The 25,726-nt window shown below is 44.9% G+C and carries 18 protein-coding genes; 9 read left to right on the top strand and 9 right to left on the bottom strand.

Going from position 1 to position 25,726, the window contains the following annotated elements; genetic code table 11:
* Positions 1-330 precede the first annotated feature (330 nt).
* The 3 genes from kaiC to QUB51_RS11680 form a co-directional block, all read right to left on the bottom strand.
* The gene (kaiC, locus tag QUB51_RS11690) at positions 331-1,893 is read right to left on the bottom strand and encodes a circadian clock protein KaiC (protein WP_333056794.1); all 1,563 of its coding nucleotides are present in this window, start codon (positions 1,891-1,893) and stop codon (positions 331-333) included.
* Positions 1,894-2,240: 347 nt separating this feature from the next.
* Entirely contained in the window at positions 2,241-2,555 is a 315-nt protein-coding gene (gene kaiB / locus QUB51_RS11685; RefSeq protein ID WP_006632119.1) for a circadian clock protein KaiB, read from the bottom strand.
* Between the two features lie 188 nt (positions 2,556-2,743).
* Positions 2,744-3,679, bottom strand: a complete 936-nt coding sequence (locus tag QUB51_RS11680) for a circadian clock protein KaiA (protein ID WP_333056796.1) — start codon at positions 3,677-3,679, stop codon at positions 2,744-2,746.
* Positions 3,680-4,075: 396 nt separating this feature from the next.
* Between QUB51_RS11680 and QUB51_RS11675 the strand changes: the two genes are divergently transcribed.
* From QUB51_RS11675 to QUB51_RS11655, 5 genes are all read left to right on the top strand, one after another.
* A complete protein-coding gene (locus QUB51_RS11675) occupies positions 4,076-7,324 on the top strand; it encodes an ATP-binding protein (protein WP_333209136.1) in 3,249 nt (1,082 codons plus the stop codon).
* Between the two features lie 366 nt (positions 7,325-7,690).
* The gene (locus QUB51_RS11670) at positions 7,691-8,572 is read left to right on the top strand and encodes a tetratricopeptide repeat protein (protein ID WP_445243085.1); all 882 of its coding nucleotides are present in this window, start codon (positions 7,691-7,693) and stop codon (positions 8,570-8,572) included.
* Between the two features lie 228 nt (positions 8,573-8,800).
* The gene (locus QUB51_RS11665) at positions 8,801-9,994 is read left to right on the top strand and encodes a glutathione S-transferase family protein (protein WP_333261506.1); all 1,194 of its coding nucleotides are present in this window, start codon (positions 8,801-8,803) and stop codon (positions 9,992-9,994) included.
* A gap of 118 nt (positions 9,995-10,112) precedes the next feature.
* Positions 10,113-10,343 (top strand): hypothetical protein, encoded by a 231-nt coding sequence (locus tag QUB51_RS11660; protein WP_333209142.1) that lies wholly within the window; start codon positions 10,113-10,115, stop codon positions 10,341-10,343.
* Entirely contained in the window at positions 10,298-10,660 is a 363-nt protein-coding gene (locus QUB51_RS11655) for a type II toxin-antitoxin system PemK/MazF family toxin (RefSeq protein ID WP_333209144.1), read from the top strand. The genes QUB51_RS11660 and QUB51_RS11655 overlap by 46 nt, the downstream gene beginning before the upstream one ends.
* Before the next feature lie 147 nt (positions 10,661-10,807).
* Here the strand turns inward: QUB51_RS11655 and QUB51_RS11650 are convergent, their stop codons facing one another.
* The 4 genes from QUB51_RS11650 to QUB51_RS11635 form a co-directional block, all read right to left on the bottom strand.
* Entirely contained in the window at positions 10,808-13,522 is a 2,715-nt protein-coding gene (locus QUB51_RS11650) for a DEAD/DEAH box helicase family protein (RefSeq protein WP_333261503.1), read from the bottom strand.
* Positions 13,512-15,173, bottom strand: a complete 1,662-nt coding sequence (locus QUB51_RS11645; RefSeq protein WP_333261500.1) for a site-specific DNA-methyltransferase — start codon at positions 15,171-15,173, stop codon at positions 13,512-13,514. Before QUB51_RS11645 ends, QUB51_RS11650 begins: the two co-directional genes overlap by 11 nt.
* A 21-nt stretch (positions 15,174-15,194) precedes the next feature.
* Positions 15,195-16,898, bottom strand: coding sequence for an AIPR family protein (locus QUB51_RS11640; protein ID WP_333261498.1), 1,704 nt, complete (start codon positions 16,896-16,898; stop codon positions 15,195-15,197).
* A gap of 146 nt (positions 16,899-17,044) precedes the next feature.
* Positions 17,045-18,295 (bottom strand): HhoA/HhoB/HtrA family serine endopeptidase, encoded by a 1,251-nt coding sequence (locus QUB51_RS11635; RefSeq protein ID WP_333261494.1) that lies wholly within the window; start codon positions 18,293-18,295, stop codon positions 17,045-17,047.
* 430 nt (positions 18,296-18,725) lie between these two features.
* Between QUB51_RS11635 and QUB51_RS11630 the strand changes: the two genes are divergently transcribed.
* Entirely contained in the window at positions 18,726-19,079 is a 354-nt protein-coding gene (locus QUB51_RS11630; RefSeq protein ID WP_333261490.1) for a metal-sensitive transcriptional regulator, read from the top strand.
* Positions 19,080-19,376: 297 nt separating this feature from the next.
* Here the strand turns inward: QUB51_RS11630 and QUB51_RS11625 are convergent, their stop codons facing one another.
* On the bottom strand, positions 19,377-19,814 hold the full coding sequence (locus tag QUB51_RS11625; protein ID WP_333056815.1) for a helix-turn-helix domain-containing protein: 438 nt from the start codon (positions 19,812-19,814) through the stop codon (positions 19,377-19,379).
* A gap of 434 nt (positions 19,815-20,248) precedes the next feature.
* Between QUB51_RS11625 and QUB51_RS11620 the strand changes: the two genes are divergently transcribed.
* From QUB51_RS11620 to QUB51_RS11610, 3 genes are all read left to right on the top strand, one after another.
* Positions 20,249-20,371 carry a hypothetical protein gene (locus QUB51_RS11620; RefSeq protein ID WP_333056816.1) on the top strand — a complete coding sequence of 41 codons (123 nt, stop codon included), beginning with the start codon at positions 20,249-20,251 and terminating at the stop codon, positions 20,369-20,371.
* Positions 20,372-20,771: 400 nt separating this feature from the next.
* Complete coding sequence (locus QUB51_RS11615) at positions 20,772-21,416, top strand: pentapeptide repeat-containing protein (RefSeq protein WP_333056817.1); 645 nt, start codon at positions 20,772-20,774, stop codon at positions 21,414-21,416.
* Between the two features lie 412 nt (positions 21,417-21,828).
* Positions 21,829-22,605: a pentapeptide repeat-containing protein gene (locus QUB51_RS11610; RefSeq protein ID WP_333209155.1), complete on the top strand. Its 777-nt coding sequence runs from the start codon at positions 21,829-21,831 to the stop codon at positions 22,603-22,605.
* A gap of 7 nt (positions 22,606-22,612) precedes the next feature.
* Here the strand turns inward: QUB51_RS11610 and QUB51_RS11605 are convergent, their stop codons facing one another.
* The gene (locus QUB51_RS11605; RefSeq protein ID WP_333056543.1) at positions 22,613-25,618 is read right to left on the bottom strand and encodes a GAF domain-containing protein; all 3,006 of its coding nucleotides are present in this window, start codon (positions 25,616-25,618) and stop codon (positions 22,613-22,615) included.
* Positions 25,619-25,726: the final 108 nt, after the last annotated feature.

Here is a 25,726-nt window from a genome sequence, read left to right as displayed (position 1 = left end):
TGCCCTCCTCCTACTATAACTTTAACACCAGCAAGGCTACCTGTTTGCAAATCGAGTAGAGACAGGATTTTATGATTTTTGAGATGTCATTGAAATATACAATTTAGAGAAACAACAGCTTACCCCTAGATTTTTACCACAACCAATTTAGTGGGATTACTATAGCAAAAGGCGGTGATGAAGAAGGCAATAAAAGCTCCTATTTCAGCAATTAAGAACCTGCCAAATATTGTCGCGGTTGCTATAAATGTTCACAAAATCCTCAAATTAAAAAAGTTGGGTTTCCTAGCTCAACCCAACCTACTTTTAACAACGAATTACTGCTAACTCTCAAATATCCTCGTCATCTTGACCTTGCACACCCTGGAGAATCCGCGATAGCTCACTCTTCTCATTAATCGTAATCCGAGTCGGAGAACCGCTGATAATCCGTTCGTAACCACGGAACGAATCTTTAATTTGTGGGCCTCTTTCAGTAATTGTGTATTCCCGGATTCCTTTGTCGTGCCACGAACCGCGCATCTTAAACACATTAATTGCCCGCGACATTTCTCCTCGAATCTCTACATACTGCAGCATAATAATTGTGTCAGTAATCGTAGAAATATGGGAGTCGGTAATCGAATTAGAACCCATAAACTGGTCGCTTGTATTCGTAAAAAAGCCAGTGATTTCTTCCTGCTTCGCAAAACCTGTCACTCCGATCACAAATTGCCTGAAAGCATTATTGCTGACACCCCTAGCTAAAGCCGACAGCGAGTCTATAGCAATTCTAGAAGGTTTGAACTCCGCAATTTCTGATTTAATAGTCTGCAAGTGGTCTTCCAAACCAGCAGATTCCGGGTAAGTACACAGCAGCTTCAGCATTCCTTTCTGTTCCATTTCCTCAAAATCAATGCCCCAAGAATAAGCATTGCGGAACAACTGAGCTCGCGACTCTTCATAGGCAAACAGCAGCGCCCGATTGCCGTTCATACAAGCATTCTGCAAGAACTTGCTCACCAACAGCGTTTTGCCGGTTCCCGTTGCACCCGTAGCCAAAATAATCGAGTCTTTGAAGAAGCCGCCACCGCACATCTCGTCGAGAGTTTTATCGCCCGAAGAAACCCGCACGTTGGAAGACTTTTGAGTTAATCGCATCGCCCCTAATGGGAAAATATTAATTCCGTCATTAGTCATAGTAAAAGGATATTCGCCCTTCATATGAGTTGTACCGCGCAACTTCAAAATTTCGATGGTGCGGCGGCGGCGTTCTCCTTCCAATACGTTGCGAACAATCACCACATTATCCGACACAAACTCTTCCACTCCAAACCGAGCCACCGGGCCGTATTCTTCCACCCGTTCCGTCGTCATAACTGTAGTTGCTCCGACTTGTTTGAGGCGCGCAACTAAGCGAAAAATTTCTCGGCGCACCACCGATGCAGCATCGTACTGCTGAAATACGGCGGTAACAGAATCTATTGAAACCCGCTTGGCTTTGTACTTGCGAATGGCGTACTGAATTCGCTCGATTAAGGCTGATAAATCAAAATTTCCTACGATATCTTGACCTTCTGGATCGGGGGAAGCGTCCAAAATAAATAGCTTGCCTTCCTCGATTAACTGTGCTAGATCCCAACCGAAACTGCAAGCATTTTTAATAATATCTGTCGGAGATTCTTCAAAAGTTACGAACACTCCAGCTTCGTCAAAATGGGTAATTCCATTATAGAGAAATTGTACGGCAAATAAAGTTTTTCCCGTTCCTGATGTGCCACTGACTAGGGTGGTTCGGCCGATGGGCATTCCGCCGTGACTGATGTCATCGAAACCCTCAATCATCGTGCGAATTTTTTCAACTCCTGCCGTTACCAATCCTTCTCGTTTAACCGTTTGACTAATTTCATTCATGTCGATTTTTGTCAACTCTCAGTATTCTTTAGTTGTCACTCATTAACCGCGGATCGTGAGTCTTTGTACCCAGCTTTTAGTTTTGGCTCTTGCTCAATAACTAATGACTGCTGAATGCTGACTAATGACCCCGCCCAAAAACCGATACCGTGCCACGTACTCCTGTCGTGGAAAGATAGAAATTTTAGACTTTTGTTCAACCTCCCAGATTCATCTGTGGAGTAAATCTAAAATCTAAAATCGTTCGACGATCGCGCGACTCGACGCTTCGACGCTCGCGCTCGCCGAACGTTTGACGCCAAACCGAAGTCTCAAATCTAAAATCGACTGACTCTTACCTGATTATCTTATGAATTCAGGTCTTCTTCGCGAAGTTCTTCATAGAGCAAATCTAATCCTATCAGAACTTTCTCACGATCGGACAAATCGCCAATAATTTTTCGCACCGGCGGCGGCAGGATTTTGGCCAGCGTCGGGGTTGCCAATATTTTGTCCTCTTCTGCTAGCTGAGGGTTTTTGAGAACATCTATGACTTTCAGCGCGTAGACACCTTGAAATTCTTGTTCTAGGATGTCCTTTAGGGTTTTCAAAGCTCGCACTGAGTTGGGAGTATTCCCCGCAACGTATAGCTTCAGAACGTAGGTTTTCTTCAGAGGACTCATGAACTTTTTTAAATGTTGAGTATTAGTTGTCAGATGTTAGTTGTAGTTGTTATTTGTCTTAAATCCGCTGTTCTTTGTTATTTTATAATAATTTCAGCCTCACGCTCGATCGGCAGTTGGTCGGCTCCTTTATTTTTTGTTAGATTCTACCTTCTACCTTTTGTTTCTTCAATTATGCCAAATCCCTGCTACATTCTACCTTGAGATGTCTCTTTCGGAATCGATCGCCGATACATCTCGCACATATGAGCGATCGCGTCAATCAGGGTCAAACGGTAATCTAGCAATATTTCCTCGCTGCGCCCTTCTAATTTTAGCTGTTTAGCAAACTCGTCCATCAATTCCATGTGAATTTCTACAATTTGAGTCACGGGAACGTCAGCAAAAAAAGCCAAATTCACAAATTCATCTATTTGATTGTTGACGGCAGCATCTTGAGAAAAGTAATTCAAAACGATGTCGCGATAACTTGACTTGAGTTGCTCCAAAAACTTTTGCTTTTCGGGGGCCGACAGATTTTTCAAAAAAATCTGAGAATTTCTTTTATAATACACACCTAAGTATCCTAATCGCTCCCGTAATTTTTCCGCCAGTCGCCGCTGCTGTCGGCTGAGCAAACTTTGAGCAGTCAATTGGGCTGTCGCATCGACGGTTACGGATTGGTAATTGACAGGAACCGGAGTTGAAAGTTTCAGAAATTGTGCGATCGCCCGATCGATAGCGGCAGCTATGGATCTCGATCGAGCGATTGCCAGTTGCACCTCAGCAGGGTGATAAAAAAAAGCACAGCTTTCGTCTTGACTCTGGTTGGCGGTACTGGCTGCGGCCTCAAAACCATCTGAATATGGTGCTTCGGGCTTGCCATCTACCTGCGCGTGAGGCGAAAAAATCACAGCAGGCAAAAAGAGCGATCGTTCTTGCAGCTTCCCCAGAAGCGATCGCAGATCCCCATCCACCTCCAAAACCAAACAATCAAGGTGATAATTGTGTTTAAGGAACCCCAAAAGCTCCACTGCCGACTTAATGTGCGTTAAAGTATAGCGTTCGCCTCTCAAAAGCTCGATCGCAGAGGCTGCAATTTCCTCAGAGCGGACAAAAATACCGATAGACAGTTGAGGAAGCAAAGCTGTAGGTGCACCACCTAAGTTGCCTGAAAGTGCTGGATCGCTCAGAGTTGATATCTCCTTTACAAAAAACTTAACATTTTAACAATCATCTCAACATTTATTTTAACCAATCTTAACCGCAAAATAAGTGATGCGCTTCTACCAGAGGAAGAATCAAAGTGTACTCCGTGGTTTTTGTGTCAAGCACCCTGAGCGTGATTTCTGCAATTAAGCTTAAGCCTTAAAATAATTGCTAGTCGCCTCAAATCAGGCGTAGGCATCGAACTCCCCGGTCTCGGTGCGGATAACGAGCCTGATAGCGAACTGATATAAAACAAATAAGATACAGAAATTCGCAGCTACATTGAGCATCAAAAATATTACTGCTCTCGCGAGCAGACTTTCAGGTTTGTTATGCCACTCACCACCCCCAGTCTCAAAAATTTTATCGAGCCAGTGCCGCTGTGCCTCCAAACGAGTGCGCTAGAATCGCTGCAGTCAATTTTCAGCTCCTGCAACTGCGATCGAGTCGCAGTAGTCAACGAACAGTTACAGCCGCTGGGATTAGTGTACCTCCGCAGCCTTTGGGCTTGGGGAGCCGATCGCACAAACGACGGGCCGCAACCTTTGTCAGAAAGCTCGATCGCGATCGAACCAGTCAGAGCATTACCCGCCACTATGAGCGTCAGGGAATTCTGGGAGTACCTGCAAACAGAAGAACAGAACACCCCAGCCCAGCCAAACCGCCAAACCGCCGGCATTTCATCAAACAACCCGATCGCCGTCACAGATGCCAGCGGTCAATTTTTAGGAATGCTAGACAGCCTGAGCCTGCTGCAATTCGCCGCACTCAACAGCAGCTCGCTCTGCAGCCTCACAGAGCAGGAAACAGCCGTCAAAGAAATCGAATTAAAACCGGTTTCCGAAGCCATCGCCACGGCCCTAGGCGCTCAAGTACGCTTTTTAGAAGCAGGATTGAAACCTTCGGAAAACCTCAACTCCCTAGTTGAACTGTTGGAAAAACTGCCCCTGCCCCTGAGATTGCAAACCCCAACCGCACAAATAGTCAGTCAAAACGCAGCGTGGCGGATTTTGCTGGGAGCAGGCCCAGAACCAGTTCCCGAACCAGCAGCAAATTTGGGTAAACACTCGCCCCGCAAACCAAGCAATTTAACAAGCGAATACAAGAGCGTGCAGTTTGAGGCCATCACCAAAGACTGCAGGAGCCTAGTAGGAGCAAGTAGATCGGGCGATTCCCTGCGGGATAGCTTCGCCGCGCGTGATTCAACAGCAGCCACCAGTTGCCCACTACCCTTGTACGCCGCCGCCTCCCCCTCAACCTTAACCGCTCCAGCTTGGTGTCCCATGGCCGGCAAACCAGACACCTACATTTGCGAGTGTCCCGTACAAAAAGGTCAAGAACGGATCTGGCAATTTGTCAAACAGCCGCTCTCAGACAAGCTAATTTTAGTAATGGGACAAGATGTCACCGAAGAACATTTAGTCGCCAAAGAACTAGCAGCGAAAAACGCAGATTTAATCCACCTCAACCGACTAAAAGACGAATTTTTATCCTGCATCAGCCACGAACTAAAAACCCCCCTCACCGCCGTCCTCGGTTTGTCCAGCCTCCTCAAAGATAAATTGATCGGAGAACTAAACGACCGCCAAACACGCTACGCCAAACTAATCCATAAAAGCGGGCGGCATTTGATGACAATAGTTAACGACATTTTAGACTTGACCCGGATGGAAACCGGGCAGCTAGAACTAATTCCCGAAGCAGTGGAAATAGCATCAACCTGCCAAAGAGCCTTTGAACAAGCAAAACAACTGCAACAGCAAGAAGAAAAAAACCCTCCCGCCCCCAGCAAAACGGACGGTACAGCCAACGCAGAACCATCCGCCCAAATAGAATTTACACTCGAAATAGAACCGGGACTGAGCCAATTAATTGCCGACGAACTGCGACTGCGGCAAATGCTAGTTAACCTCCTTTCCAACGCCCTAAAATTCACAGAAATCGGTGGCAAAATCGGATTGAAAGTAAATGTTTGGGAAGGCTGGATCGCATTCACAGTTTGGGACACTGGCATCGGCATCCCCGCCGACAAACAGCACCTAATCTTTCAGAAATTTCAACAGCTAGAAAGCCCCCTCACCCGCCGCTTTCAAGGAACCGGACTGGGACTGGTACTGACTCAACGCCTAGCTCGGCTCCACGGCGGAGACGTTTCGTTTATTTCCTCAGAAAACCAAGGCTCTCAATTTACCCTGCTGCTGCCACCAACTCCTCCGGGAAACAGCAGCGAAGAAGTCCCGGCACCGGGAGCCGCTGAGGAAGAATTATTAAAACCCCAATATCAGATTCCGATCGCCAATTCTCGCTCTCGTTTAGTATTAATAGTCGAAGCAGTTCCCAAATATATCGAAGATTTAACCAACGTCATCTCAGGTTTGGGCTACCAAGTAATAGTGGCCCGTTCCGGCACCGAAGCGCTGGAAAAAGCCCGCAGGTTTAGTCCCGAAGCGATTTTCCTCAACCCGCTGCTGCCCCTGCTGTCGGGTTGGGACGTGCTGACGCTGCTCAAGAGTGACCCGGATACCCGATCGATTCCGGCGATCGTCACGGCCACCAGAGGCGAAAAAGAACGGGCCAGTGTCAACAGGGCCGAAGGCTTTTTGAGCTTGCCGGTGGAAGAACCCGCTTTGCGGCGGCTGCTGGCAGACTTGATCGGCCACAGTAATGCTAGTAGCGCCAAAGTAAGGAGTTCTTTAACCGTGTTGTGGCTCAGCCCGCAAAACAGTTCGTCTCAAGGTTCCGCTTTACTGCTCAACCCCAACTACTGCCGGGTTTTAGAAGCAGACGACCTCGGCCAAGCAGAACTCGTGGCCCGAATTTGGCGGCCCGATGCGATCGTCTTAGACGGTACAAGTCAACTGCAAAACCCCTTAGCTTTTATCGAACAGTTAAGTCGGTCTCGAAATTTGGGTTCTCTCCCCTTGGTGACTTTAGACTCCCGAACTACGCAACTGGCAAATCAAGTCAAAGGATTGTCCGTATTTCCCTGTTTAGCCACTAGCAGTCCCGACGACGGTGAAACTTCACCAACCGGGTTAATGCCAAGTGCTTTGTGGCAAGTAATTCAAGTTGCTGCGGGCATGAGTTGGAAGCCCAGCATTTTATTTGCCGACATTTCGACTTTACCGGATTTGCACTCCTCTTCTGGGGGGAAGCCGACGGGAGAATTGGAACATGGCGATCGATCGACCGCGGCCGAGATTCCCCTCCCCAATTCCCAGTTTTCTACTCCCAACTTTCAAGCTTTGATTCAGTACGTCCAAACCGCAGGATTTCGAGGGTCGATCGCTCAGAGCTGGACAGAAGTTTTGCAGCAGTTGCAATATCAAAGCGTTGACTTAGTTTTGCTGTGCTTGCGAGATGCCCCCTCAGAATCCCCCGCTATGTTGCAGGCGCTATCGAACCTGCGGCAAATGGCAGTAAAACTGCCAATTTTAGTCTGGGATTATCGATCGGCTGTAAATTCGGAATCCGAGGCGATCGACTTTCTACTGCAAGAAGTATCTGCCAAAATTTTGCCTTCTTCCCTATCGGCAGCACAATTGTTAGACAAAATTCAACAAGCTTTATTAACTCACTAAAATTTTTGAAAATGAAGGATTTACCAGGTTTAGATTGAATAATTTACTCCTTTATAACCAGTAAAAACAAAAGAGTATTTAGGACAAAAAAAAGGATTTTTTAAGTTTTAAAATATAAACCGCGAAGCGTTATTTATTGACTCATTTAAGTTGCTAATAACTCATAATTGTGCCTATTTGTAGTGAGGTAATCAGTCGTGTCTAAAACAGTGAATAAAAACGACAATCCAGAATGTAAACATAATTTGAGAAGTATTTAAATGAAAACCAAAAAGTGTTGCGAGTCAAGAAGCAATATCAAAACTCAAAAATATGAGTTATTATAGGCGATCGAGAAACCCTTATATTTTTTTCTGGGGCTGTACAGTGCCTAATCGCATTCCTTTAATATCTCTGCTACTCGCACTCGGTTTGGGGGCAATGCCCGAGCCTGCTGTTGCACAGGCACTCCTGCCTTACACCCTGCAAATCGACTCGGCCCAACTCGAACAAACGGCATTGAGCCTTGCAGAAGAAGCCGTCCAGCTAGCCAGACTCCAGCAGTACCAACTAGCGGTACCCAGAGCCGAACTCGCCACACAGTTAGCCCCCAAAAATGCTCAAACTTGGACTTTGTTAGGTAGCTTGTACCTTCAAGTCGAGCAGTTTGACAAAGGCATTGAAGCTTTGGGACAAGCTCAATCTCTGTCGCCCGAAAATCCATCAATTAAATTTGTCTTGGGAGAAGCTCACTTTCGGAAAGCGAACTACGAGAAAGCAGCCGAATATTTGCAAGCAGGATTAAAACTCAAACCAGACACTCCAGGTGCATTATTTGATTTAGGCAATGCTTTTTATAAGCTGAAGCGGTTCGATCAGGCGATCGCCCAATACGAAAAAGCCTTTGCTTTAGAAAAAAACCTGTGGCCTGCTGTCAACAATATCGGATTAGTCAAATACGAAATGGGAGATGTTGATAGCGCCATCAAACGCTGGCAAGAAGCGATCGCGATCGACGACAAAGCAGCCGAAGCAATGCTAGCTCTAGCAGTAGCATTCTACACCAAAGGTGACAAAGAAAAAGGCTTAGCGATGGGAGAAGCAGCTCTGAAACTCGACAAACGTTATGCTACCGTAGAATATCTCAAAGAAAACCTCTGGGGCGATCGTTTAATCGCAGATACCCAAAAGTTGCTAGCCACTCCTGAAATCAAAGCAGCACTGACTAAAATTCAAGACGCCCCACCCCCTCCCCAACTGTCGCCTTAATTGTAGTTAAGTTAGTAGTGAGGACTTCAGTCCTCAAAGTGTTGTTTAACTGAGAACCAACTATCTTATTCAGAACTAAGACCAAAAAATAGTTGAATACGTTATGGGTAGAGGTAAGGTGCGCGCACAGCGCACCCTACAGATAGAGTTGGTGCGTAAGTTTTATTATTGCCACGAAGCAGTCCCTGTCTACAATTCTCCAATCTAAAATCTAAAATCTAAAATCGCATGACCCCCTTAAGCTGGACAGAATTAGAAGCCCTCACAGACTTTGAAGTCGATCGCACAAACGGCCCCACCAACGCTCAATCCCGCTTGCGCCTCTTCGGTAAAACCGAATCCGATGTGCGAGTCACCCTGTACCGCGATAACCATGCTTGGTGTCCCTACTGCCAAAAAATCTGGTTGTGGTTAGAAGAAAAACAAATCCCCTACCGCATTGAGAAAGTTACGATGTTCTGCTATGGGGAAAAGGAAAGCTGGTATAAGCGCAAAGTGCCATCGGGAATGCTACCGGCGATCGAACTAGACGGCCGCATCATCACCGAAAGCGATGACATCTTAATCGCGCTGGAACGAGTCTATGCCCCCTTGGGTTTGGGCATGGAAAATCCCGCAGTAATACCCATGCGGCGGTTAGAGCGACTGCTATTTAGAGCCTGGTGCTCTTGGCTGTGCTACCCAGCAAGTTCAGCCAAAGTAGAACAACACAACCGCAACCAATTTATCAGTGTCGTCGCCCAAGTAGAAAAAGCTCTGGCTAGCACTCCGGGGCCTTATTTCCTCGATGAATTTGGCACTGCGGATGTGATCTTTACGCCCTACGTCGAACGGATGAATGCCAGTCTTTACTACTACAAAGGCTACTCGATGCGCGAAGAAAACCCGCGCTTTGCTGACTGGTTTGCGGCGATGGAAACCCGCCCTACCTATCGCGGCACTCAGAGCGACTTTCACACCCACGTCCACGATTTACCGCCTCAGATGGGCGGGTGTTATGAAAATGGCGAACCTCAGATGCTACTCAATAAAGCCCGCGTGGATAATGGGCCTTGGGCTGGCCTGCCGGATGTGATGTATCCAGAACCGGAAACCTCCCGCGCTGAAGCACTTCATCGCGTCATTAAGCACCAGCGCAACATCGTTCGAGTCAATCCTGCTGATGACAAGTTATTCGATGAGGCTTTGCGTTGTGCTTTAACTTTGATGATGACTGGCGAAGTTTGTACGCCGCCGGCTGGTTCTGATGCGGCTTTGCGGTATTTGCGCGATCGGGTGAATGTGCCCCGTGATATGTCGATCTACGCCGCCAAGCGATTGAGGGAAGCGTTGGAGGAAACGGCGGCTTTGGTGGGTGATGGCCAAGGTACTCCGATTCTGCTGAAGCATCGGCGAGATCAAGATCCGGCTAATTTTGTGTAGGATTCTAGGGCATATCGGAATCAGACGGAATCGGCGTTGCTGCTGCTCTACTTCATCAGCTTGCTATCTGCTCGATCGTTGTGCTACCATTGGTAGTATTAAAAGTGGCATACATAATATGAAAGTATCTATCTCTTTGCCAGATGAGCTAGTGCGTTACATTGACGATCGTGTAGAAAATCGCAGTCGGCTAGTTGAGCTTTTATTGCAAGCATGGCGCAAACAACAAGAAGAGCAGGCAATGGTAGAAGCCTGTTTATTGCTGGATGAACTGAGCGATCAATTAACCGATGAGGATGAAGCATGGCAGCAAGCAGCGATTACCGACTGGGAAGCATCTGGCTTGTGACTTTCGATCCGTCAGTTGGTACAGAAATCCGCAAGACTCGACCAGCGGTAATTATTTCAGGAACTGTTTTTAATCAACGCAGCAAGGTAACTGTTCTACCCATCACTTCTGCTGTTCCCAACGATGGTTTACGGCCTGTTGTTTTGCCTGTGATTCCTTCGACTCTCAATGGTCTGAGTACCGAGAGTTTTATCGTGTGTGTCGATCCGATGACGTTTGATAAACGCAGACTTGTGCGCTGTGTTGGGCAATTGGAGTTGCAACAACTCCAAGAAATTCAACAAATTTTGGCTCGATATTTAGAACTTGAAGAGTAGGGTAATGCAAAAGCTGGCGGGTTAGCGATATAGCATCGAGTGACGCAGGATTGCTGGATTGTTGAAGAACTTTCCTACATTTCGCCCTTTGGCATCGGTTGGTAGCATGGCTAGTGATTACTTTTTTGCTCCCGATCGCCCCTGAAATTAACCCTTAGTAGTGGCGGTATAGCGATCGCTTAGTTTTTGGAGTCTCATATTTTCTTTGATCTCATCATGGGGAATTAAGACATATTTCCAAGGTTTGCCACCGTGCTTTAGCATATAGTCCGAAGCATATTGACACCATTGAACTGCGACATCTTTCTTAGCAAGCACTTGAGGATTGTCAATTTCATTTCGAGCTTTTGGTTCCAGCATATAGATAACTTCTTCTGTTTCAGCAACAAAATCTGGTTGATATTCTGAATATTTTCCCTGCCATTTGTAATAAAGCTGAAATTGTCCTTTTGCGGGTTTAAACCATTTGATTGCATCCCGTTCTAAAATCAGTGCTAGTATTCTTTCTGCTTCCGCTTCAAATTTCTGTTCTCGATAGAGGCATTTGGAGAAGCCTGTAAACAGATATTTGGACATATTGCTTTTGTCTCGTGGCGAAGATTGATAATCAAGGCAATTATTAGCATTTGTAGTGTATGCGCTATCTTTTAAGGCTGTAAAACCTTTACTGATTTTGACTTCATAACCTGTTGTTTCTTCCCAGAAATTTTGCTGCATTTGGCTGCGGACAAAATTGGTAATTTCCCTTTGGTAATAGCGTAAAACTTTCTGTGTATCTCCTTCCGATAAGTAGGTCATAAAATGACTGATAACTTGACCCGCCAGGTCATAGAGTAAATCAGCGTGTTCGTCATAGGCAATATCATCGAAGTTGACTAGATTTTTGACAATATAGTTTTCAAGCCGTAATTCTTCAAAGTTTTCTTTGTTAATTCCCATACGTTCAACTTTATTCGTTGTTAGGGATTGAATATGTAATTCTTCTTGGGAGGGAACGGGATAATTTAAGCCTGTGACATCTAGGGCAAAAGACCTGAAACCCGATCGCACTTCCCCTTTAGGAATAACCAGAATCTTAGGAATATTGATGGTTTGCTGAATCACTAAATTCGTTGTTTTCGCAACGATCGCTTCAATATCTGGAGGTGCTATTATGCCTTCAAGTTCCATTTGTGCGGGTTGATATTCTCTAGCTACGGCTTCGCGCACCCTTCCCTGAACTTGTGGGGATGCGAGATGGGCGGTGGTTGGGACTTCTTCGGGCCGGCTTTCAAGCTTTAGGATTTCTTGGTATGTAAGCTGTGCAATCTTTTGTTCTATAGGTGATTGAAATAGCGATGGTTGAATATTTTGGGGTTCTGTTTCAGGTAAATTATCAGGTAAATTAATGGGTTGTTCGGGGTGAAGTCCTAGATTTTGGGCTAGTTGCGATCGCGAAATTACTGTTTGTGTCTTTTGCTGTAAGTCTTCATCTGTAAGGATAATTTGTTTTAAGCGGATTTGGGATTCTGGGCGTTTTGCTTCATCGACAATTTCTTGAAATTTGTCATGGGCGACGATATTTAGGCGATCGACTATTTCTACACCTGTACGCATTCCATAGGGCAAACGCAAGCCCCTTCCAATAGATTGCTCGATCAGGATTTTGGAATTTGCGGCTCTCAGAGGGACAATTGTATAGAGGTTGGTGACATCCCAACCTTCTTTGAGCATATTTACATGGATAACTATTTCAGTAGGTTCATCAGTATGTTCTACTTTGAGCAATCGCTCTACCATTTCATCTTCTTGAGCGCCCGTTTTACTAGAGTCAACTTGAATAACTTTATGTTTATAATTTCCTTCGGAAAACTCATCAGATTGAATGAGTTCCATCAGTTTTGAGGCGTGGGTAGTGTCACGGGCAATAACTAATACAAAAGGTTTAACAATCGTTCTTCCAGTTTGAATAGCATAGGTTTCTAATTCAGCTTTAATATTTTCATGGAGATAGATGCCATCTTCTAGTTTAAGACGCTCGATCGCTTCTGGTGACATTGACGCGGGGTTAAAGTCTTTGCGGGTGACGACGGCAGGATCTTTAACAAATCCATCGGTTATGGCACGTCCGAGGGGATAGTCATAGATGACATTTTTGAAAGCTACTGAACCTTTATTGGTTTCGACAAAGGGTGTGGCGGTAAGTTCTAGCCCCATTAATGGTTTTAATTCATTGATAGCGCGAACTCCTGCTGAGGCGCGATATCGGTGCGATTCATCCATGAGAATTACGAGGTCTTTTAATTGAGACAGGTAATCAAAATAGCTTTCGCCAATATATTCGGATAGTCGTTTAATTTTAGGGCTTTTGCCACCACGCACTTCTGAGTTAATTTTTGAGATATTAAAGATATTAATTTTGCATGAAATTTGTTGATCTAAGATCGTTCGCGCATTCATTTCATAGTTGTCACCTGTGATGATGACTGGTGGAGAGATCGCAAATTCAGAGATACCCGTAAATACATATTTTGAGGTGTTGGGCGTAAAGTCGGTAATTAGTTTGTTATAAATGGTTAGGTTTGGGGCAAGGATAAAAAAGTTTTTAATGTTATATGCTAGGTATAAATAACTAATAAATGCGCCCATGAGTCGAGTTTTACCAACACCTGTGGCTAGGGCAAAACATAGGGAGGGAAAGTCGCGCTCGAAGTCAGTAAACGTTGGGAATTCTTTTTTGAGGGCGACTAAACTTGTTTCTCTATCTGTGATGTCTGGGATGGATAAGAGTTCACAAATGCGATCGATAATTTCTAAAGATTGGCGCTGAGGATGGCGCAGACTGAGACGATTAGAAATATTATTAACCAGTTTATTTATCATAGGTATCCAGGTCAAATAGTGATAGTTGTCCGAACTTTGGGGGTGCTTTTGGCAAGTTTTCAATTTTTAGGCTGTAATCATCATGTCCCCATTCACACCGTGAAAGGATTTGTTTGGGAATTTTTTTAACGGTGAGGTTTGGGAATATGTCGGTTTCGCTTCGAAAGGCGGTACATAAAACAAGTAGGGTGCGTTCTTGTCCTACTTCGTCTGCAAGTTTGGATAGTTGTTCGTGACTAAGATTTTGGGTGGTGACATAGATAAAGTCGCTTTCAGTGGAATAGCCATGTTGCCAATACAAAGTGTCGGATGGTGCGTAGGTGAAACCTTCGATTTTGCAGAGTGCTTCGGCAAGCATGGCGGCGTTATAGGTTTTGTTGATCACCCAATTATCCCATTTGTCTTTTTCTAGTAGGGATGGTGCGAGACGATAGTAACGAAACCCACCGCCACCTTTCCAGTTAACTGCTTTAGTAATTCCCCCTTGATCTTCGCCATCAATTACTTTTTTGAGTCGGGGAATGATATGGGTATGACAATGTTCGCCGAGTTCAATCATGATCCAGCGTCTTCCCATTTTCTGCGCGACTGCGCCTGTTGTTCCTGAACCTGCAAAAGAATCAAGAACCAGATCACCTATTTCTGTAGAAATTTGTAAGATGCGACAAATAATATCTTCTGGTTTTGGTGTTTCAAACAAACTATTCTCGCCAAACAAAATCTTTTGATGTGCTTTGGTTTGTCGCGTAGTATCGAGATCGTTCCAAATTGTTGGATACGGACGAGAAGGCTCCTCGGCTGCAAATTCTCTTGTATACGGAACCCATCGCTTTATACCGTTTTGTTGGCGCTGTTTCCAAATTAAATTTCCTTGAGCTATCAAATCTTCAACTCCTTTTTTACCTATCGCCCAGCAAGCCTCTCGGCCATCGTCATGGATTGGAAAAACTGTTGTACCATCAGGAGCAATAACTGGAAAAAACATTGATGGTCGATCTGACCGAAGACTACTTTTGCCGTTCTTTTTTAATAATCGATCTCTGTAAGGGCGATCTGACTCTGAATCAGGTTGTCTATAAGCATGGAGAATTGAGTTATCAGGTTTCTGTTTAAACTGTACTAATCTCGGATCTTTTACAAAACACAGAACGTATTCATGATCGGGTGTAATGGCAACTTTATTATCGTTAGGGCTATCAACTTTTCTCCAAATAAAAGATGTAATAAAACAGTTGCGACCAAAAATTTCATCACAAACCACTTTTAAATAATGTGCTTCATTGTCATCAATCGCGATCCATAAAGAACCATCATTCGATAATAAATTACGCAAAATCTCTAAACGATCGCGCATTAAACCAAGCCAGATAGAATGTTCAATTCCATCATCATAATGTTCAAAAGCTGAGCCTGTATTATATGGCGGATCGATAAAAATACACTTAACTTTTCCTGCAAACTCAGACTCTAAAGCCTTGAGAGCCAACAAATTATCCCCAAAAATTAAGCGATTATCAAAAATATCATTTTCACTCACCTGATGAGCAGCATGATAAGATATTTCTGGATCTTCCAGTAAAATTCGCGGCTCCAGCTTGGGGCGAATATCCTTACCAACCCATGTTAGTTCTAGTCTCTGCTTCTTATTCATAATTAATATCTATCTCAAAAGTTAAACTGTAGGTATATTCGGATTTTCAGCCTGAGCATCCCTGCGATCTAACTCCTGCATTACCTCACTCGTTAAAGGCCTAACATCTGTGATATTCCTAAAAATAGCAAGATATCCCTTGTTGTCACTAGCAAATCGAGATTCAGCAACAGTGTAAACAACCTCAGCAAGCTCTAACCCAATTCGTGAAAGTTGCATTTTATCGTCCTCAGACAAATAAACTTCATGCTTATTTAGCAAAGGTTTATAGCGTCTTGCAAGAATATCTATAATAAAAAATCTACCATGCTTATAAAACTTTTTTTGTTGACCTGTTGCAGCATTTTCTGAAGCCGAAAAAATTTCATCCAGATATTGAAAAATTCGCACATAACGACACAGCGTAACTCCTGAAAGCCCATCACTAAACAATATATCATAATAACGCTTATAAATCTGACTAATTTCTCTCTTTGCTGCAACCACTATTTCCGTATCACCGCTAAAACAAGCAAGGGCAACTGCCGCCTGTTCAATCGTAATCGCATCCTGACTCCGCTCCGCCGATGGTCGATATTCGTAAACAATATTCGATACCATACATTCCTGTCGCAAACGTTCTTGATTGGAATCTAACGCGGCAAAATAAACATCGCGCACAGCATTTTGCGTATTTCTTGCTCCAGTAATTTTTTCGCCAATATTATCAGTCTCCGTCCCCACTTCAATAATTGTAACTAATAACTTTGCATCAGCAGATATTGAACCATTAGCATTATAAACAGCAGCGATAGCTCCTACCGTTTGCGCCCCATTCACGACGGAAAAACCTTTTAAAGTAAATTGAGTTGATTCCTGTTTGTGTCCTGATGGCAGACTAATTATCGAACAAGTAATCGTCAGACCATTGTTGAGATAAAATAGTTCAGATGGTTGCTCTTTGACAGTGTCCGCAATCGCTAAGTTAACATCCTCTGCACCTAGGTAATAACGGATATTTTTCTCAAAAAGCGACTTATTATGCTGTTGATATAAAGATGCAAGTTCTGAAGCCTTAACCAATCCATAAAATGCCCTACGCGGCCGATCTAAACAATGCCAGTTTTCCAATGTCAAGACTACATCAACAGGGGCGATCGCTTGTTTGGCTGTCAACCAACCATGTGTTATGCTAATATTTAAATCTTGCCATTCAAAACGTTGATCGAACTGATTCAGTTCAGTTTTTAACTGATCGAGATCCGCAATCACATGAGAGCTAAGGCTTTCATCAAGATATATATTACAGCCAACTATTTTTACCCCGTTAGTATTTAAAGCATCTTCAACCTCTTGCTGCAACCGCACAAAGCCATCATTAAATTTCTGAAAACGTTGATGGACTAAATCTCTAATCCCATCACAAAATTTCTTATTATCACCCATATTTGGAGCATTCCCTGCCTTAGCCTGCACCAACAAAAGCAAATTTTTCATCCGATCGAAATAAATGGCATCAATCCCATTATCATTTTCCCCATTGATAATTGAGTTAGCCGCTTGAGCTGGGGTAATATCGGCAAGATTGGCGATCGCAAATGCAGCCAAAGAACGACTCAATCGATTTTTTTCATGTTGCTCTGGTGTCCAGTTTCTATGAAGCTGCGCGGTCATTTGAAAATAATCCTGCTTTAGTACCTCAATAATTTGACTTTTTTGGTAATTTAAAATTTGTTTTTTTTTCATTGTTGGGATATTGATACTTTATTAAAAACCATCAGTTTTTGAGAGAAAAAATGCAACTATTAAAACTATCGCACTCCTGAATCTATTCACATAAAAAAGAAACAAGGAGGAGGGTTTTTTAACGATTTCCCCCTTCCTCTTCACTTCTAAAAATCCCTCATTTGAGCAGTTTGAACTGCTACTTCTTTAATCTGGGCACCGCGCCGCACTTTCAGTTTCAGAATTTGACCGATTTTGCTGTTGTCCACCAAACTTTGCAACTGTTCGGCTTCAGTCACTGCCTCACCGTCAATTTGAACGATGACATCCCCTTTGCGAATCCCTGCTTTCTCAGCAGGAGTGTTGGGCACAACTCGCATCACTAACACTCCCTTAACTTCCGGCACAATCAAAGGAGCATTGGGGTCAGAATTATTCTCTCTGGCCATTTCAGGAGTCAAAGCAATCATCTGAATCCCCAAAAACGGATGGCTGACTTCTTCTCCGTTGGCTAGCTGCGCGTAGATGGCTTTGGCTTTGTCGATCGGAATCGCAAAGCCAATACCCATTGCATCGGCTCGAATCGCCGTGTTGATGCCAATCACTTCTCCTCTGCTGTTTAACAGGGGGCCACCGGAATTGCCGGGATTGATGGCGGCGTCGGTTTGAATAAAATCAAGGCGCTTGTCGGGAATGCCGACGGCTGCACTGGAGCGTTTGAGGGTGCTGATAATGCCCAAGGTGACGGTGTTGTCAAATCCCAGGGGGTTGCCCACGGCGATCGCCCAATCTCCCACTTTCACCGCGTCTGAATCTCCTAGGATTGCCACGGGCAAGTTAACTTCCTTGGTATTAATTTTGACAACAGCCAAATCTGTTACTTCGTCAGTACCTTGCACTTCTCCTGGAAATGTCCTGCCGTCATTTAAGGTGACAGTCACTCGATCGGCTTTGTCAACTACGTGGGCGTTGGTTAAAACAATCCCGCTTTTGTCAATGATGAAGCCCGAACCTTGACCGCGCAAGCGTTCTTGTCTGGGGGTCAGGCTGCGTAAATCTTCTCCCAAAAATCTGCGGAAAAAGGGGTCTTCCATTAAGGGGTCGAGGTTGCGGCTGACAGTGCGCTCGGTATCAATGCGAACAACTGCCGGCCCGACTCGATCGACTGCCGCCGTTACAAAACTGCCGGTATCCGCCGGGAGTTCCGAGCTCCGCAGCGCTAACAGTTGCGGATTCGCGGCAGTGGCTGGGGCAGTCTGGAACTGCAACTTGGGCGGATTTTTGCCATCAGCGGCGGCGGCTGCGGCGGGTGCAGCATTGATTGTTAAAGCACTCAGGGCGATCGTCATTGCTAAAATTAGGGCGAACCAACGAGCACCTGTTCGAGGTGCGGGGCGAAAAAACTTAAATAGTCGCATAGCGTCAATCTTTGTTAGTCTGGGTTAGTCTGGTAAAGGTGTGCGATCGTGCGGACTCAATAATCTGCATAATCTGCCACTATGAAGATCCTAAATATATTTTGACAATTCCCGCATCCAGGATACCCGCCACGTGATTCATCCGTCCAGAAATAAAAAACCTGTATCCGATGACACTTGCCCCCGAACTTATCCGTGGGGTCAATCTAAAATCTAAAATCTAAAATCGCGCAATCGATTGACAGTTACAATACATGAGTCACGAGCCCGCACCAACTCACCCTATTCTGAATTCTAACTTTAAAAAATTCCCTAGTAATACCAGTTTCAAAAAAAGAATGCAACTCTAGGCCCGTGGGCCCAACCATTACGAAATCACTCATTCCCAATCTAAAATCTAAAATCTAAAATCTAAAATGGTATAACCCCAATGATTCTATCTGATACTTCTACTGACAAATCCTTGCCCTCAAATTCCCACCACCATCACGACGCTGAATCAGCCCACCCTCACCATCACGATGAAGAATCGATGCGGCGGCTGGTAAATCGCTTGTCTCGGATTGAGGGACACGTCCGCGGCATTAAAACAATGGTTCAAGAAAACCGTCCCTGTCCCGAAGTTCTGGTGCAAGTTGCTGCGGTTCGAGGCGCGCTCGATCGCGTAGCGAGAATCATTCTTGACGAACACTTAACTGAGTGCATCGCCAGAGCCGCGAAAGAAGGTAATATCGATACGGAAATCGAAGAGTTGAAAGCAGCTTTGGATCGGTTTTTGCCTTAGCCGCTGCCAATTTTTACATCCATATAACAAAACCTGCAAGTTAGACAAAACTTGCAAGTTATTCTTTCTGGCTAATTTTTTAAGCATCTTTCACAAACGCGGGAAAAGCATCAAATTTTCTCCCCTTCACCCCCATTGCCACAACATATAATTTATATGCTTCGCAGTTTAGGAGAGCGAGTTTTGTTAAAAAAGAATTAGTCCGGTTTGTCGTGATGACGCAACTCCTCAAGATATTCAAAAGCTGACGGTTAACCATTAGATAATCGGTGCTTAATCCGACGTGGTATGAACTGTCTAGACTTTCGTCAGCTTGGCTTTTAGGTGATATCTGACTGTTGCATAAACTGCTTTATAGGAAGCCTCAATGCTGTATTCCTGCTGCAACCACTCTTGAATTTCTCCATAGCTTTTAAAGCCTTTCTGGGGGTCGCTGAGGCGCATTGCCAAACTAGCGCGGGCAAGAGGTGGAATGGCCGGCTTACGGCCACCGCTGTGCTTTGTTTCGAGGAGTCCTTCGAGTCCGTCAGATCGGTACTTTCTCAGCCACCGCTGCACTGTAATTCGATTTACCCCGATCGTCATTGCCAATTCTTTAACTGTCTTAACATGACAAATTTTGAACAGGTAAAGTGCTTGAATTTTTTGAAAGCCACTTGCTGTTTTTTGTTCAGTTAACAGGTTTTTTAGCTCTTCACTTGTCTCTGTGATGCTAAGTTTACATACTCCAGCCATATCAATTACCTCACGATTCGCGTTCTACAATACCTTTGTTTGACAAGGGAGCAAAAGCTGCTCCTATCCTAAATGCTGACCTTTTGTTTGCCCTGAAGCAATACAAAAGCGATCGTACTCATTCAACTTTTTCCTTCCTGGATGCACTCAGACGCTCAGAAACCTGATTATTTTAACCTGGAGCAAGGTTGCAACGATTTTTTTGGTAAAACACCCTGTTTCTGGGTCAGTTTTGTATTTGATGGACAAGCGTCATTGCTAATACTGATAGCCGTTAACCGATCGACTGTAACATTAGCGGCAATAGGTGACTCTTAAGGAATACCATTTATTCTTTTATTGTTAAACATCAATCATGGTTTTCCTGGTATTTATTGGTATTTTTTGCGAACGTATGGGCGATTTTCAGTCATTAGGTGCTAGCAAACAAGCGAATGTCTGTACACCAGCGATCGCATTTTTATACAGACATTCCCCTCGTCCCCGAAGTGCATTTTTGGCTTTCGCAGTGCGAAAAATCCTTAGATATCAGCACTCTCATCGGTCAGAGCGGGTAGGGCCGAGTGACGTTGCAACCTACTTTCACAGCAAGCGGGCTACTATCCGTGAAACTACTGGCTTTATCGCCAATTGAGTAAAACACGACGAGGGTGGCATTGTCAATTTCTCAGCATTACAGTATAAGTATCGGCTATTTTTGCCCGTCTGCTGTGATCGAAAGCGGAACCTCTATGTGATACTACTAACATTGTTTTGTGATTTAGGTCACACAAGCACTCAGTAAGCTCAACTAGCCACAAAAAGTTATGAGTTCGATCGGACTTTCCACCTAAAACCTTATAGATTCAGGGAAGTTTCACCCTAGGTGTGAATATTTCAGAATCTAAAATTGCAGAACATCCGGTGTAACCAGCTTGCTGACAGTATTCTTCATTTAAAAGGTGTAGAGAAGCCACAATGAACGTTGACGAACTGCTCAAGCTATATGCAATAGGAGAAAGAAATTTTAGTGGGGTCTACCTGCACGAGGTCTACCTCTACGAAGCAGAATTGATTGGAGCCAATCTGTATGAAGCCGACCTGATTGGAGCCAATCTCAGCAAAGCCAAACTCAACAGAGTCAACTTTGGCAAAGCCAATTTGTGCAAGATTAATTTGAGCAAAGCAGACTTAGGTGGAGCAGACCTCACAGAAGCACTTTTACTTGAAGCTAACCTGAATCGAGCTGAGTTGATGGGAGCAAATCTCAGTAAAGCAGACTTGAGCGGAGCTTCTCTGATCCAAGCAACTTTAATTGGAGCGAATATATCTCGGGCAACACTCAGCCGTGCAGACTTGCACGGAGTAAATTTTTACGGAGTAAACTTGCGTAGGGCGGTGCTCACAGAATGCGATTTAATTGGCGCAAACTTGAGTAAAGTAGACCTTAGCGGAGCCGACTTAATGGGGGCGAGTCTAATTAGGGCCGACTTGACTGAAGCGATTTTAAGTGCGTCCGACTTAAGCGGAGCAAACCTGTTGGGAGCAAACCTTACAAAAGTCAACCTGAGCGGAGTATATCTTAAGGGTACAACGATGCCCGACGGCACGATTCACGACTAATTTATTGGTTAATTTTTATGGTTGCCGAGAACAGCGGCTAAAGGGTAATGAGTAATTCATTACCCTAATTTATTGGCAGCGAAATCTTTATTTGACCGAAAGCATCCATGATACCCGCCACGTGATTCATCCGTCCAGAAATAAAAAACCTGTATCCGAGAAACTTGCCGAACGTATTTCTCTCGCGCAAGTCAATGCTTCAATTCTAAAATCTAAAATCTAAAATCTAAAATCTAAAATCGATTGACACTCAGGTAAGGCCGAGAACTTCAATCTAGGCTGCTGATGGCGCTCAGAACTCCTACATACGGCAAGTCAAAAGATTTGTTGGGTGAACTTGTGTTATGGTGATTTTCAATTGCTTCGATAAAAGCTATTTTAGATTTAATATTTTGGATTTGGGACGGTTAAAATGAAACTCAGAATCCTCGCTGCTGCAACGCTGCTGAGCGCGATCGCCCCGATCGCTCCTGCACCCGCCGAGAACATCCAACACACGCAACAATTACTAGCCACCCGACAGTGCCCCAACTGCGACCTCAGCAGTGCTGGCTTGGTTTTAGCCAATTTAACAGGAGCCAATCTCAAAGGTGCTGACTTGAGGTTGGCTAACCTCAGTCGAGCCAACCTCGCGGGGGCTGACCTCAGCGGTGCCAACCTCAGCGGCACTAGCCTGTTTGGCGTCAACCTGACAGGGGCAAACCTCAGCGGTGCGAACCTCAGCGGTGCTGACTTGAGAAGTGCCTATCTCAGCGACGCCAATTTGCTCAACGCCAATTTAACTAACGCGCAACTGCTCGGAGTTAGAGGAATGCCAACCAATATTGGCACCGCTGAAGACTTCTATCGGTTGGGAGTGCTGGAAGCTCAAGCAGGAAACTACAGAAACGCCATTGATTATTACAATCAAGCCCTGAATCTGAAATCGGATTTAGCAGCAGTTTATTTTGCACGCAGTATGTCTCGCGCTGACTTGGGAGAGTTCGCCGGTGCGGCTCAAGACGCTGCAATAGCAAACAAACTCTTTGCAGATCAAGGAAATCCCCAAGGTGAGGAGTTGTCAAAGCAGTTAGGCGAAGCCATTGTGGCACGCCAAAAGCCAACGGAACCCCGCACTTCCAGCCGCGGCGACTTTATGAGTCTTCTGGGGTCGATCGGTTCTGTGCTGGTGAAGCTAATCTTGCCTTGAGGGTTGCCTAATTCAGGGGAATCTCGATCCAGAACTCTGTACCATGACCCGGTACAGAAACACACTTAAGTACACCTTGGTGTTTCTCAACTACAATTTGGTAACTGATAGACAGTCCTAAACCCGTGCCCCGACCTACGGGTTTAGTAGTAAAAAACGGATTAAATATGTGAGAGATTAACTCTTTGGGGATGCCGTGACCATTGTCGGCAATGCAAATTCCTACCATTTTTTCATTGATTAATTCAGTGCGAATCCGAATGCAAGGAGATGGAAAATTAGGAATCAAACACTCGGTGGTGGCCTTTATATCTCCTGACTCGATAGGCAGTATTTGGGAGCTTAAATGCGTCGCGGCTGCATTTGCTGCTTTAAAGGGAAGATTCATAACTCCCTCTTTTTTTCTCAGTTCTAGGGCGTCGAGGGAATTACCGATCAGATTCATAAATACCTGATTGAGCGAGCTGGCATAGCATTCAACTAAGGGCAACTTGCCATATTCTTTAATGATTTCTACGGTGTTGTGCTCAGAATTGGCTTTGATCCGGTGCTGCAAAATCAACAGGGTACTGTCGATGCCCTCGTGAATGTCAACGGCTTTTTTCTCGGCTTGATCGATCCTGGAAAAATTACGCAAAGATACCACTAACTGGCGAATGCGCTCAACTCCGACTGTCATGGAACCCAAAATTTTTGGCAAATCTTCGGCAAGAAATTCGATGTCTATTGCTTCGGAGCACTCGCTAATTTCTGGGTTGGGATTGGGGTAGTGCTGGCGGTAGAGTTCCACCAAGCAGAGTAAATCTTTGGTGTATTCGCTGGCGTGGGACAGATTACCGTAGATAAAGTTAACGGGGTTATTGATTTCGTGGGCGACTCCGGCCAGGAGTTGTCCGAGACTGGACATTTTTTCGGTTTGAATCAGTTGGGCTTGGGTATTGTGCAATTCTGTGAGGGTTTTAGCTAGCTGTTCGGCTTTTAATCGATCGGCAGTTGCTGCATTGAGACTTTCTTGATAAAGTTCTGCTTGGTGAATGGCGATCGCAGCTTGAGCCGCTAAATGTTGCACCAATTCCTGTTCTGCTGTTTGCCAAACTCTCGGCCCCGAACACTCATGGGCAATCAGCAACCCCCACAATTGGGAATCTTTGCCCATCATGGGTACAATTAAACTTGCTCTCACCTGCAACTCTTCCAAAAATTCGCGGTGACAGGGTGTTAAATCCTCAGTATAAATATCATTAATTGCTCGCACCCGTCCGGCTCGATAAAAGCAGTCTGAGCCTTCGGGAAAGCATCCTTGTGGAGATGTGATACCTAAAATTGACCGCCACTCGCCGCAAACAGCTTCGACAACTACCTCGCCCTGTTTGTCGGCCGCAAATTGGTAGATTACCGTGCGATCGGTATCCAACAAAACTCTGACTTCTCGCACAATAGTTTGCAGTATGATTTTTAAATCTAAGGTGCTGCGAATCTGGTCTCTAACTCGCGTCAATACTTTGGCAAAGTCCAAGGATTTTTGCAATTGGGCGGTGCGTTCTTGAACTTGGCGCTCCAAGTTGGCATTCAGAGTTTGCACTTCTTTATAAAGAACGTACTGCCCAATTGCCGAACAAAATTGGCTGCCTATAGCTAAAGCTTGCTCAATTTCTTCGTACTTCCACTCTGGCGACTGACCTTTTTTTATTTCTCGCCAAAGTTCAAATGATTGTCGGGGAAGGGTTTGTGCAGCGCTGGTGTCAAAGCGCCCCGCCCACATTTTTTCGGTATCTATTGCATTGCGAAAAATGGTCAAACAGCCAACTACTTGTTGTTTGTAGTGGAGGGGAATTACCAACAAACCCCGAATTTTAGTAGATTGGAAAGCGGGAACTAAAACTCTAAATAGAGGTTCTTTGTATAAGTCGGTAATTATCAAAACTGGGAATTGAGAATTAGTAAAAATTGGAAATTTGGGAAATTCTTCGGTATTTTTGAATCCTTTGGTTAGCCATTCCTGCCAGAGGGCATGAGCTTCGATCGCCTTAACTTTTTCCCAGTTGGGAAGTGTCGGTTGTTCTCCTGTGGTGAACAGTTCAAAGGTAGCATCACTGTGGGCCGGGGCAATTGGCAATCCTCCTTCTATCTTGGGAGGGGATAATTTTTCACCGTTGATTTTCGGCTGGTTGAGATAGAGTCTGCCACCGCTGCCACCCAAAGCGGTGACGGTGGCTTCTAAACCCTGTTGCAGTTGAATGTTGACGTGACCGTACAACAGGGCTGCTATGCGGCTCACGGTAGCTTCGCGGGCCGCTTGAGAGCGGGTTTGCTGGAGGAGGAGGGCGTGGGCGATAGCGCTAGACAATTGATCCGATACGAGCTGAACTACTTCTAAATCTGCTGGTGAAATATTGAGGGGCGCACAGTGGTGAGACACTAAAAGTCCCCACAGTTCGATGTGAATTTTTTGATTATTTCCTGGCTCGTATCGAGTCAGACACGTCGCGGCTTGGCAGATATCTGTTTTGCTGTTTTCCGAGACGATCCGGCGGTGCACTATCGGCACGACTAAGGATGATTGCACTCCCATTGCGATCAGGTAAGCGGTGTGGCAAGGATCGAGCGATCGGTAGTGCATCTCCTCTTTTATTAAGGGTTGACCGGTGTCTGCTGCATCGAGGGGACTCAGGACGATCGTCCCTGAGTTAACATCTATTATTGTCCGCTGGCGCAAAGTGAGATACATCTCCCTGGCGCTGGCGGGAATGTCGTCTGCTGGAAAGTGCAGTCCTTTCAAGGAAGGGAGATGGTTGTTATTAAGTGACTCAGCAACAACTTCTCCACTGCCGTCGGCACTAAACCTGTAAATCATAATGCGATCTGTTTTCAAAAAAGACCGCACTTCTGCTACCGTACTGGTTAAAATATCTTCTAATTCTAGAGATTGGCGAATGCGTTCTGTTATCCGCCGTATCAAAACTTCTCTGTCTAGTTTATAATGTAATTCTTGCGTATTTTCTCTGAGTTGCATAAATCTCCTTTTGTACTTATACAATGATAATAAGAAGTTTTGATGTGCTCTTGGAGCGTTGAAACTCAAATGCCTCACCCTGAGTTTTTGACTCAACCGATCTGTACA

It is taken from the genome of Microcoleus sp. AT8-A3 (assembly GCF_036705675.1).
Taxonomy (GTDB): Bacteria; Cyanobacteriota; Cyanobacteriia; order Cyanobacteriales; family Microcoleaceae; genus Microcoleus.
The sequence above is the reverse complement of the archived record's forward strand: the minus strand, read 5'-3'. Positions and strand labels throughout refer to the sequence as shown.

What these genes read in the sequence shown, in the direction of transcription:
- kaiC (WP_333056794.1), bottom strand. Translation starts at nt 1,893, where the DNA reads ATGAATGAAATTAGTCAAACGGTTAAACGAGAAGGATTGGTAACGGCA.
- kaiB (WP_006632119.1), bottom strand. Translation starts at nt 2,555, where the DNA reads ATGAGTCCTCTGAAGAAAACCTACGTTCTGAAGCTATACGTTGCGGGG.
- QUB51_RS11675 (WP_333209136.1), top strand. Translation starts at nt 4,076, where the DNA reads ATGCCACTCACCACCCCCAGTCTCAAAAATTTTATCGAGCCAGTGCCG.
- QUB51_RS11665 (WP_333261506.1), top strand. Translation starts at nt 8,801, where the DNA reads ATGACCCCCTTAAGCTGGACAGAATTAGAAGCCCTCACAGACTTTGAA.
- QUB51_RS11660 (WP_333209142.1), top strand. Translation starts at nt 10,113, where the DNA reads ATGAAAGTATCTATCTCTTTGCCAGATGAGCTAGTGCGTTACATTGAC.
- QUB51_RS11655 (WP_333209144.1), top strand. Translation starts at nt 10,298, where the DNA reads ATGGCAGCAAGCAGCGATTACCGACTGGGAAGCATCTGGCTTGTGACT.
- QUB51_RS11650 (WP_333261503.1), bottom strand. Translation starts at nt 13,522, where the DNA reads ATGATAAATAAACTGGTTAATAATATTTCTAATCGTCTCAGTCTGCGC.
- QUB51_RS11645 (WP_333261500.1), bottom strand. Translation starts at nt 15,173, where the DNA reads ATGAATAAGAAGCAGAGACTAGAACTAACATGGGTTGGTAAGGATATT.
- QUB51_RS11640 (WP_333261498.1), bottom strand. Translation starts at nt 16,898, where the DNA reads ATGAAAAAAAAACAAATTTTAAATTACCAAAAAAGTCAAATTATTGAG.
- QUB51_RS11635 (WP_333261494.1), bottom strand. Translation starts at nt 18,295, where the DNA reads ATGCGACTATTTAAGTTTTTTCGCCCCGCACCTCGAACAGGTGCTCGT.
- QUB51_RS11630 (WP_333261490.1), top strand. Translation starts at nt 18,726, where the DNA reads ATGATTCTATCTGATACTTCTACTGACAAATCCTTGCCCTCAAATTCC.
- QUB51_RS11625 (WP_333056815.1), bottom strand. Translation starts at nt 19,814, where the DNA reads ATGGCTGGAGTATGTAAACTTAGCATCACAGAGACAAGTGAAGAGCTA.
- QUB51_RS11620 (WP_333056816.1), top strand. Translation starts at nt 20,249, where the DNA reads ATGTCTGTACACCAGCGATCGCATTTTTATACAGACATTCCCCTCGTC.
- QUB51_RS11615 (WP_333056817.1), top strand. Translation starts at nt 20,772, where the DNA reads ATGAACGTTGACGAACTGCTCAAGCTATATGCAATAGGAGAAAGAAAT.
- QUB51_RS11610 (WP_333209155.1), top strand. Translation starts at nt 21,829, where the DNA reads ATGAAACTCAGAATCCTCGCTGCTGCAACGCTGCTGAGCGCGATCGCC.
- QUB51_RS11605 (WP_333056543.1), bottom strand. Translation starts at nt 25,618, where the DNA reads ATGCAACTCAGAGAAAATACGCAAGAATTACATTATAAACTAGACAGA.